At 37.2% G+C, this 11776-nt stretch carries 5 protein-coding genes and 1 tRNA gene; 1 reads left to right on the plus strand and 5 read right to left on the minus strand.

The features are described 5' to 3' along the window. Positions 1–169: 169 nt before the first annotated feature. The 4 genes from A6733_RS04540 to A6733_RS04555 all read right to left on the minus strand — a co-directional run bounded on the left by A6733_RS04540 (position 170) and on the right by A6733_RS04555 (position 8814). Positions 170–526 (minus strand): DUF3567 family protein, encoded by a 357-nt coding sequence (locus A6733_RS04540; protein WP_092403424.1) that lies wholly within the window; start codon positions 524–526, stop codon positions 170–172. Between the two features lie 140 nt (positions 527–666). After that, the gene (locus tag A6733_RS04545) at positions 667–2298 is read right to left on the minus strand and encodes an ATP-dependent DNA helicase (protein WP_092403422.1); all 1632 of its coding nucleotides are present in this window, start codon (positions 2296–2298) and stop codon (positions 667–669) included. Then, a complete protein-coding gene (locus A6733_RS04550) occupies positions 2285–5797 on the minus strand; it encodes a UvrD-helicase domain-containing protein (protein WP_092411304.1) in 3513 nt (1170 codons plus the stop codon). The genes A6733_RS04545 and A6733_RS04550 overlap by 14 nt, the downstream gene beginning before the upstream one ends. Further along, positions 5797–8814: an exodeoxyribonuclease V subunit gamma gene (locus A6733_RS04555; protein WP_175330558.1), complete on the minus strand. Its 3018-nt coding sequence runs from the start codon at positions 8812–8814 to the stop codon at positions 5797–5799. The genes A6733_RS04550 and A6733_RS04555 overlap by 1 nt, the downstream gene beginning before the upstream one ends. Positions 8815–8882: 68 nt before the next feature. Between A6733_RS04555 and A6733_RS04560 the strand changes: the two genes are divergently transcribed. Further along, positions 8883–8958: transfer RNA gene (locus tag A6733_RS04560), tRNA-Asn, on the plus strand. Here the strand turns inward: A6733_RS04560 and A6733_RS04565 are convergent. After that, positions 8917–11763 carry a valine--tRNA ligase gene (locus A6733_RS04565; RefSeq protein WP_092411321.1) on the minus strand — a complete coding sequence of 949 codons (2847 nt, stop codon included), beginning with the start codon at positions 11761–11763 and terminating at the stop codon, positions 8917–8919. The two genes, A6733_RS04560 and A6733_RS04565, sit on opposite strands and share 42 nt — an antisense overlap. Positions 11764–11776: the final 13 nt, after the last annotated feature.

The raw sequence follows: 11776 nt of genomic DNA on the forward strand, positions 1-11776 counted from the left end.
CAGGTATATTATTATTAGTCTTGTAGATGTATCTAAAAGCGTCGCCAAATATAGATTCTATATTGTTATATTATATAATTGGCGCAGTACACAATGGTAATACAATCGCACACTACCATCACAAAAACACGTATCCCTATGGAGACGTTTTAATAAGCTAAGAGTGACACTAGTGTACAACAGCAGGCAGACTCATAAAAATATCGAACGACAGCAGCAGATTTTCCAAAAGTTCCTCGGAGTTCTCAATAGCACTATTGGAGTCAAAAGCCTCCTCCAGCTCTCGCCTGAACCTTATGGCAACACTGCCGGTAATAAACCCTATCAATCCTACATCCTTATTCAAGATTTCATAGGCCTCGTGTTTAGGGTATTCAACTATAGAATATTTAGGGCTATTATAAACAAGATTTATTGACAAAACCCCTCCCGAAATCACAGTGACATAACGGTCCAAAAAACAAAGCTCCACAAAAACACTGGCTCTGATAAAAGCAAGAATTCTGCCCCAAAAAGAACTCTTCACTAAAATGCTCTGACTGATAAAGTTACAGTGACTAACCAAGCAACATTATGGGCACATTAATCTGTTTTGTAAACATCGAATCTATGTAAAAAGAAGTTATTTTTACAGCTCCCAAAAAACTAAGCTCCACACCCAACTATCTATAAGAAAAACTTAGATAATTGCTCACGCGAACCACACAACAAAACATGTTCCTTAGCACGAGTTACAGCAGTGTATAACCACACTCTAGAAAGTAATATTTTTTTTGAATCTGGTAACAAAATAGCAACAGAAGAAAATTGTGAACCTTGCGCCTTGTGAACCGTAACCGCCCAAGCCTCCTTACAAGGAGGCATATCTCTCCAGGGGATAAATTTCCTGCCACCCTTAAACATAAAAGACACGCCTGGACCCTGGCTTTCCCAATGAAAAACTCCAACATCACCGTTATATAATCCCTTATCAGGTGTATTACTTACAACCATTAAAGGCGTTCCAGAAAAAAACAAACAACCCCTGTCTGACCTGTTCAAACGCCTAGAAATTATGCTGCCTATAACCTTGTTTACATTAGTTACTCCATGCATGCCACCAACAACAGCACACAATACCCTATACTTAAAAAGCGCAAAAAACCATTCACAAACGTCATCACTGCTACGCAGAGCATCTTCATAAAAACTATACCCATCACATATACGAACCCACCACTCATCAAATGACATACCGTTATAATCAACTATCTCAACATCCGACTTAAAATTTTGTTCTATATGTGACCAATACTCAATGTTGCTAGAAATAATAGATTCTGCCAAGACAGGAATTTCCCGAGACAAAAATCTATAATTTGTACGTAAATTAATTACAGAAGATAGACATAGGCCTGATGGAAGCAATAACTTCTTGCCTTCTCTAACTAGTTCCCTAAAAATAGAAGCACCATGTATAGGCCCAAGCTGCCTGCTATCACCAACTAATACAAGCCGTGAATCACATCCTATCCTGTTTAACAGCGATTTTATGAGAGAAATATCCATCATAGACGCTTCATCTACAATAATGACATCGAAGTCAAGGAGACTATTTTTTTTATTGTTATAAGGATATCCCAGTAGACTATGAATGGTCTTTACAGAATATTTTAGTTCACATGATTTCCCATCATCTTTATTAAGCAACAAGCTAACTTGGTTCAAAACACCAACAAGATTCATTGTGGCTTTTCCCGTAGGAGCGCAAAGGGCCACTGACCTTACCATTTTTAATTGCTGCAATGCAGTCAATAACCCTACTAGGGTTGTAGTTTTGCCAGTACCAGGACCACCAGTAATCAGTACCCATGGAATAATTAGTGCCGTATACACAGCCTGCATTTGATCTGTCCATTGCTCTTCTTCTGTAAAAGCTAGCCTAACTACAGACTCTGCTGCACTAAGATCACAAACAGGGTTAAACACTACTTTCTTTGCAAAAAACTCACAAATAAAATATTTATCGCGGACAAAACTTGCCGTAGAAAAATTAAGTCCATCTAGCAAAAACAATGCATCCGTGTTTTCCTTATTATCAGAAACTATCCCAGTTGCTAATAGGAACTCAACATCATCTGGCAAAACGCACACCTCGCCCCTACCAGACAACCAATTTTTGCAAAATGATCGAATATACTTTGCCAGAATAGGCTTAACATCTTCTGAGCAACTAGAAGGTACCTGCCTACAAGACCAATCAACAAATACCCCTATCCATTGTTCTGATAGTGGAACTTTAATATCACTCCCCTCCATCACTGCTTACAAACCTCTCCCAAGATATAATTAAATCTTCTGATGGTCTCTTGAACCAAATGCCAGCACCTCTTCTCTCACCAAATCCCCTAAGAAAAATATAAAACACCCCACCAAAATGTTTATCGTAAGAATAGTTAGGCAAACTTTGCCTCAACCACAAATGAATTGACCATATATATAACATTGCCTGCAGTCCATAGCCTTCATCAAGCATAATCTTATCTAAAGCATCAAATTCATAATTTTCTATATCTAATCCTAGGTCATTAGTTTTCCAATCAAGAATATAAAACTTTCCATCATGCTCAAAAACCATATCTATTGCACCGCGCAAAAAACCAAATTGCCAATCAGTAGAGGTAGATTTAGCAGGCCATCCTTGATTTCTCAAAAATTCCATAGTATTGACAACATTTCCAGGAGTCCATGGATACATAAAGTTTAATTCATGCACACGTTTATTAATTGATGAAAGTGATATGTCTAAGGGAACAAGCTGTGCTGACACCCAAGCTTTAAGGGAACGAAAAATAATGTCAACTTGATGAGGGTGAAAAAACACATCTTGCAACATATCACGTTGTATAATTGAGCATTGTTCGTACCAAAGTGAAGAATCGGTATAATCTATAGTTTCTAGTATTTTGTGTACCATAATGCCTAAAAAACGAGACCCAGGAATTGATATAAATGAATCCTCCTGTGAAAAAGGCAAAGAGCATTTGGCATTACAAATTGGTGTATAAGTATTTTTAACAAATAGCCTACTGAAACTAAGGCTATGCCACACTTCCTTAATTAGAAAACGATCACCTGGAAGAGTAAATTTTATTGGCAAATCGTTTTTAGTAGTTAATTGCAAATTGTCGTTGATTAAATTAATGTTACCAACTATCGACACTCCAGAACAAGTATCACTCCATTCCTGTAATAGATTATCAGACCAATCAAATTTATCACGCAACAACCACTCTCTAGAAGTACTAGAACCACCAAATAGCAACCAATTAATTGCATTAAACAAAGGCTCCCTAGATTGCCGTGACTTATAGCTACCTACAACTAAATACAGTCTTTCACACGCTCTGGTAAGTGACACATATAGTAACCTAACCTGTTCAGATAGTACCTCCTGTTCATAGCTACACAACCTATTATCATATTGCTCTGAACCCCAATCACAGCAATATCCTCCTTTGTCTCTAACTATTAATGGAAATATAGATGATATAGCAGAAGATGACCAAGCAAATGGACAAAATACAAATTGATACTCTAGACCTTTAGCAGAATGCTGAGTAACAATGGAAACTGCGTCAGTATTATTTTCAACACGTAACTGGCTATCCTCTGGTATACTGCCCTGAATGGCTTCGTAACGACGTTTATCAATTTCATCTATTACTGTAAGTAGGTCATTATATTTTATCCAATATGATTGAATAATATCCATTAAATGAAATAAATTAGCTAAATGTCTCTTTCCATTATCAAGTTTTATTATGCGATCTATTATGCCGTAGTTATAACAGCATTTGTAAAACACACTTGCTAACCCACATATATGTATAAGTTCTGCTTCACGCGCAAAATTATGTAAAAATTTACTATATAAAGGTGATTTATAATCTAAATTATTTATATTTAGGCCCATCATGGGTGTCATTAAAAAGGCCCTATACTTGTAAGCATCATTAGGATCATATAATGCCCATAAAAAAAGAGTTATCCATTGCAACTCTTCAGACATAAAAACACTTGATTGATGATTTTGAATAGTAGGAATTCCTCGCTTTCTTAATGAATTACTCACTAGATTGGCTTGTGCATGTGAACGCACCAAAACAACTATATCCCTAAGTTTAAAATCTCTATCTGCCCAAGCAAGTTCTTTATTCTGTACCTTAAGTAAAAGGTCTAAAATTTTGTCGGCAACATGCTCTGCTGACCAATATGATGATTGAGTTTTATTTAAAGATTGAGGTAAGCAAGAAATTTGTATAGGACTATCTTCATTATCACTCAACAAAACAGATTTTCTCATTGATTTTAATGGATATAATTTAATTCCATGTGAAACAAATGGATCAGTTTTGTTATTAAAAAGATGAAAAATACCATCTAACAGGTAAGGAACAGATCTATAGTTATCAGTAAGAGTATACTTAGTAACATTTTTGTCATTAGATATATCCATATATTCATCTATATCTGCACCACGAAAACCATAAATCGCCTGCTTTGGATCTCCGACATGAGCAATAAATTGATTCGGTAGGGAAAAAATACGACGAAATATTTCTTGCTGCAAAAAATCTGTATCTTGACATTCATCAATTAAGACAGCAGGAAATTGCCCAGCTAAATATAAAACCACATCTTCTTTTTTATTAAGTAAGTTATATAACAATTTCAATAGATCATCGTAAAAAACTACCTTTTGTCTACCCTTCTCCTCTGTCAAAAAATGATGAACTTTTTGGGTTATAAAATACCAAAAATGTGAACTATCATATTTAAACCACTTATCTACAATACTAGAAAGGTGTTTAAGTTTTGAAACTGCATCAATCAATGGGTGGTAATACATTTTTTCTGATTTTTTTAGTGATTTTTCTAAAGAAGGATAGGTTAGTATATCCCATTCATTTTCCCAATTAAAAATATCAGAAGATAAAATATAAGCTTTTAATAAATTAAAAGCTTCTTGCAGTTTATCATTATTATACTTTCGTAAATTGAAGGATCCACTGCAAAGATTTTCTATTATTCCCTGTATAACATTTTCGGAATTTATAATAAGTGCAATTACCTTCCTGATTTCTATAATATCCTTATATATATCCGAGATATGTATTTCTGGAATAGATGGAAAGCACCATTTAATCTCTTGGCGAAAAATCCAATTTTTCATGAAAGACATTACTTTTTTAGTATTATAATAGCTATCTAATAGCGTTTTAAATGCCCACTGTGAGTACTCATTATATTGTGTGGGCCAATATTTGGGGCTAAAGAATAATCGCATAGCTTGTATTACAGCAGATTCATAAATAGTACAACTATTAGAAACAACAGTTTGTTCTAGTATCCATCCTGAATCAATAGATAATTCTTTCAATACACGTTGGCAAAAACCATGAATTGTATATATTGCCGCTTGGTCAAAATCATATAGAGCAGATCTTATAGAGGATAGCAAATCATCACGCGATCTAATAGAGTGGAGTGATTTTAACCATTCATATTCAACAAGTAATTCTTCTTTATTAGTAGCTAAATATTGTGATATTTCAGTTAATCTATAGCGAATTCTATGGCTTAATTCCGCAACTGCGGAACGTGTATAGGTTACTACCAATATAGACTGTACAGTATAATTCTTCTCAACTAATAGTCGCAGGTATAGTGACACGATACTCCATGTTTTTCCAGTACCAGCACTTGCTTCGATTAAAAAACGACCGTTAAGAGGAATAGACCAAACAAAGTGCATCACACCAACATTTTAAAATAAGATGACCAAACTAAATTAGCATAATATTCAAAATTTGGATTACATAGGGCATCTATTCTGCCAAAATCGTACAAGAGATGGTAGTATGGATCGTCTTGCTCACCATGATGCCACTCACTTCCTCTCCAAATGCGGTATGCTGATGCTAAATCCTTTTCCTTGGTCGTATATTCATATGATGTTCTGGGAAAAAATGGAATTGGCTCTTTTTGAGATTGCATGCAAATAGAAATTATGTCTTCCCAAATGCAACTAGCACTACTCTTTTCAATTACTTCCAATTTAATAGCATCATCTGGTGCAACAAGCAAGCTTGGATATTTGGGAGAGGAAGCAATACAATAAAAAACGTGCTCAATCCAAAATCTTAGGTAATCACAAATAGATAAGCATGGAAGTATTTTAATCATGCGCTTCCTATTAGTAATAACAGAGCCATAACATCCTGATTCAATCTCATATGATTCTTCACCTAAATCAATGTGAGAAACCCCACTTGCAGAGAGATATTGACGAACTGCAGCAACACTTTGACAGAGCAAGCCCCACTCCCTCTCTCCATATATACCATAAGGAAAATCTATACTCTGTTTAGCATCTAAAAAGGAAACATCAGACGTCAGGCAAGACATGATCCACTTCTTCTTGCTAGAAAAATTAAGATAAAAAGGCTCATAATCATTCCTTGGGTAGTACATATTACTAGCACGTATATTAGCTATCTTTGTCATGAAATAGCGCACTGGGTGATTAAGTATGCTCACTACCTTATCTAGGGAAATATCTTCTAGCGAAGATGATACAATATAGTCAAGAGAATCAGATCCACTACAAGGAACATTGCAGGATGCCTCATCTGCGCTAGCAGAAAAACATACCTGATACGGCATATGTTCGTGAACAAAATACTTCTCTACCTCATCACTTGAAGATAAGCTGTTACAAAATGGCATCTTATCTGACAAGTAACGCATAATATCTTCTATCAAACTCGATGGAACACGTAGTGAGTTTGTAGTTTGATCCCATGCAACATAACTTAGGTGTAAGTAGTCCAAATGCATCAAAGCATCCAAAAACGCCGCTCTATCGTCCCTAGTACAATGCTCATCTCCAGGACGAGGAAACAAAGACATTAGATCGTAACGACACTTAGTAACCGAGCGTGGAAATACCCCTTCTTCCAAGCCCAAGCACGCCAAAAATTTGTACGGTAACCCAGACAAAGAACCATAACAAGTAAATGTAACAGATCCAGATGGAACCCCACCCCTTAAAGGATCACGGAAAGTATCCTTTAGCATCTCCACAATTAGTTGAAATTCTACAAGCTCCGATCCCTCATAAAATGAAGATAAAACTTGATTCCATTGCACAGAGATCTCTTCAAAAATATCATTTTTTCTTGCGGGACACCACTTAGTTATGGAATCTTTAATCCAGGCAACCCAGGTTACTATACGATGCTTGCGTCTTAGTCTATCCGGCCAATCTTTTAACAAATCCACTAAAAGTGACAGTACCTCCATTTGTTCTGTACTAAAAGAAATTCCTAACTCCTCAGATTCCCCGCAACAAAAGCTTCTAAACAATCGTTCTAAGGCAAACATCCATGTATGTCTATGCTCATCAACAGCCCAATCTGCTCGATGTGATGAATCTAAGCCCCAACGCACACCAAGATTGTAAATAATATTCTCTAGTTCCTGCCATTCATTTTGTTCAATATTGAATGCCAGCCTTACTACTGGCAATCTAAGCCAAGATAAAACTACAGAATATTCATAACGAGAATTTATAACACTAAGCCATTGGGTAATAGCAACATACATATCTACTATTTCCGTACTTGGCAATCCTGTTATGGTGTAAGGTATAGAGTATTGTGCATTGGAAAACACTGCATCCACCCAAGCTGCATTTGAGGCTAGATCTGGAATCCAAACCAATACATCAGCAGGGCACAGTGATCTGTCTTCATGGAAAAGTTTTTGAAGGAAACGATGCAAAACGTGTAGCTCATCTACAAAACTATGACATCTATGTATTTGCAAAGAATCATCTGGCAACCAATTTCCCTTGTTAGACCAGGTTAAAATATCGCTTTGCATACTATGTAATGTTGTATCGGGGGTAATATCAGAAAAATTTTCTTCTACTGGTAGGTCATTTTTTAGTAGCCACTCAACTAACTCACAACGCGCCCTACCCCATGATGCAAGAAGAAAATTACCAGTTTCAATACTGCTACCTATAGAAGAGGGGGTCATATCTCCCTTATGACAGATATCACCCCAGTAATGCTCACATGGATTTATAACCCAGACGGAAACATCCATCCACAAAGATAAAGCATAATAGGCAGACAAATATAGTGGAGGCAATGTGGACAAGCAAAATAAGGTGATAGATTTAGGAGCATGATCCGGCAAGGGATAAACATTAGTGCTATAAAGGTGTTGTATCCAACTAGATAAAATTTCTGATGACAATAAATCATTAGATACGACCTTGTTCCAAAGAGACGACTGCCAGATTTCATCTGGATTACTTGAAAAAAGCTCTCCTTTTTTCCAAATAGCTAGCCAATCTGGTCTATACCTGTCATATCTTTCCCATATGTTAAGTAATTGCAAAGCCCAACGATATCTATGAACATCGGTAAAAGTTTCACTAGGAGCAAAATCGTGTTCGTGATGATTAGCGAGTTCACACCAAAGCTTATAAAGACGCTCACTTTGGTTTTTTTTAATGATTTTTTCATCAACACGCCCATCAAAGTAACCTACCATTGACCATAAAAAAGTAGCCGGAAAATCAAAGGAAAAACCAATACAAACACCACTATTCTTAGTTACTTGGTAAGACAAAAAATCTGCGTGTCCTCTACTTGGAACAATAAAGCGATGGGTCCTTTCCCAAATGCTCTCCTTGGAGAAGGAATTAAATACATCTAGGTCATTAAGTTGATTAATCAACTTTACCCGTATGGCCACTATATACCCAAATGTACAATTAACAGTCTTGACCGAGGTAGCCTAATTATACATAATGTCGACTTTGTTCCTCGATAGCTCAGTTGGTAGAGCAACGGACTGTTAATCCGTGGGTCGTTGGTTCGAGTCCAACTCGAGGAGCCATATTCTGATCTTCTTAAGATTGTCATCTACTACCCTTATTTCGTCTTCGATGTTCCTAAGCATATCCTCGTTCTTCCTGATAACATGCTCTGGAGCTTTTGCGCGAAAGCCCGGTTGATCAAGCCTTTTTCGTATGGAGTCACTAGTAGACTTTAGTTTAGCAAGTTCTTTTTCTAGTTTTTTTTCCTCATCTGCATGATCAACCGGAACATCAATAGCAATAATCAACCCATCAACCTGTTTCTTAGGAAACATTACGGCATCCATGTCATCTATAAAGCTTAGCTTACTTAATTTTGCCAATTCTAGCAGGTACCGACTATCGTATGGCCATGATCCCTTTCTTTCAACCAATAACGACACCCTTTGAGAAGGGGGCACATTCATTTCAGAACGAAGATTCCTAATGGTTGTAACCATTTTTTTAAAAGATGCCATAATATCTTCAGCTTCATCTTTCTTGCATGATGGATCATATTCTGGATAGGGAATCTCCAGTATTGAAGGCAAAGAATTCCTATGAACAAATGGTGATATCTTTTGCCATAACTCCTCAGTTAAGAAAGGAATAATCGGATGAGCTATACGTAATCCAATATCAAGCACGAGACACAGAACATATCTTGTGTGCGAAACAATATCAAAACTATCACTGGCAAGCTGTACCTTAGACATCTCAATATACCAGTCACAATATTCATCCCAAAAGAAAGAATGAATGGCTTGCGCAGCCCAATCAAAACGATACTGCTTAAAAGACTTATGAACAGTATCAACTAATCGATTCAGAGACGAAACAATCCACAGATCTACCCAAGATGAAAAAGTAAAGTCGCAACGAACAGACTTGTTTTCAACATTCATCAAAACGAAGCGAGAAGCATTCCAAAGCTTGTTACAAAAGTTTCGATAACCATAACATCGGTCCAAATCAAATTTTATGTCCCTTCCAGGACTGGCAAGAGAAGCAAAAGTAAACCTTAGTGAATCAGCACCATAAGATGGAATACCTTGTGGAAACAGTTTCAATGTTCTTTCTACAATTTCTCTTTCTTTAGAAGGATTAATGAGGGCAGATGTTCTTTTTTTCAAAAGATCATCTAAAGAAATACCATCTATCAAATCTATGGGATCTAACACATTACCCTTAGATTTGGACATCTTCTGACCTTCACTGTCTCGGATTAGACCGTGAACATAGACATCATGAAACGGAACCTTCCCAGTAATATAGTGTGTGAGCATAACCATTCTGGCAACCCAGAAGAATATAATGTCAAAACCAGTAACCAAAACAGAAGAAGGCAAATACAGGTCCAGAGCAATATTTGAAACATCAGGGTAACCTGGGGTCCATCCTAATGAAGAGAAGGGCCAAAGAGCAGACGAAAACCATGTATCTAAAACATCATCATCTTGACTTAAGTCTCCATAATACCCATCTTGCTTAGCTAATTGAGTAGCTTCATCTAAATTATGGGCAACCCAAACACGACCATCATCAGAAAACCAGGCTGGGATACGATGTCCCCACCAAAGCTGACGTGATATACACCAATCCTGAATATTTGACAGCCACTGATGGTATGTGTTGTACCAATTTTCTGGAATAAAATTTATTGTCTTATTTTTGCATAAATTTAGAGCCGGCTCAGATAGCACAGCCCACCCGCCAGGACGACCATCATCTTGGGCGACTCTAGTTAAATCAACAAACCATTGGTTAGTAATACGTGGTTCTAAAACAACACCACTTCTATCCCCCCTAGGAATAACAAGACGATGAGGTTTACTATCCACGAGCAATCCTGAATCTTCAAGATCCCGTAATAGAAGCTTACGTGCTTCATAACGGTCCAAGTTACGGTAAGCTTCTGGAACTTCATCATTAAGTCGAGCCTCATCATCAAAAATAGATAAAAACGGCAACGAGTGCTTAATGGCTCTCTCATAATCCTCGAAATCATGAGAAGGGGTTACCTTTACGCATCCTGTTCCAAAATGAGGATCGACCGACTCATCAGCAATTATCGTAATAATACGACCACATAATGGAACAACTACTTTCCTACCTATCCAGGATTTATATAGATTATCTCCGGGATGAACGGCAATTGCCATATCACCAAATAGTGTCTCAGGACGTGTAGTAGCCACAACAATCCTACCGTTACCATCGACAGCATTGTAAGATATGTGCCATATTGATCCATCTTCCTCAGAATTAACAACTTCCAAGTCAGAAACAGCCGTCTTTAAAAAAGGGTCCCAATTTATCATTTTTTTGCCGCGATAAATTAATCCATCGCGGTACAAACGCACGAACACAGCTATCACATTCTGTGATAATTTTGGATCGAGGGTAAAAATATCTCGAGACCAGTCACAGCCGACACCTAAGCGGCGCATCTGAGAAGTAATAATACCGCCAGACTTATCCTTCCACTCCCAAACCTTCTCTAAAAAACCTTCTCGACCTATCTCGTAGCGCGTCTTTCCTTCACGGGCTAACTGTCTCTCTACAACAATCTGTGTTGCTATACCAGCATGATCAGTACCTGGCTGCCATAGAGTGTTATACCCACAAAGGCGATGATACCGAACTAAAATATCCATCAAGGTTTGGTTGAAGCCATGGCCCATATGCAATGTACCAGTTACATTAGGGGGAGGAAGCAATATGCAAAACTGCTTGCCTTTCTTAGAGATATCACAACCCATGTTAAAGTAGCCGCGCTTAGACCACTCATTGCTCCAAAATGACTCTATATTAGCGGAGTCATAACCCTTAGATAATAACGACACAAATACCTCAATT

It is taken from the genome of Candidatus Ichthyocystis sparus, assembly GCF_900078745.1.
Taxonomy (GTDB): domain Bacteria; phylum Pseudomonadota; class Gammaproteobacteria; order Burkholderiales; family 2013Ark19i; genus Ichthyocystis; species Ichthyocystis sparus.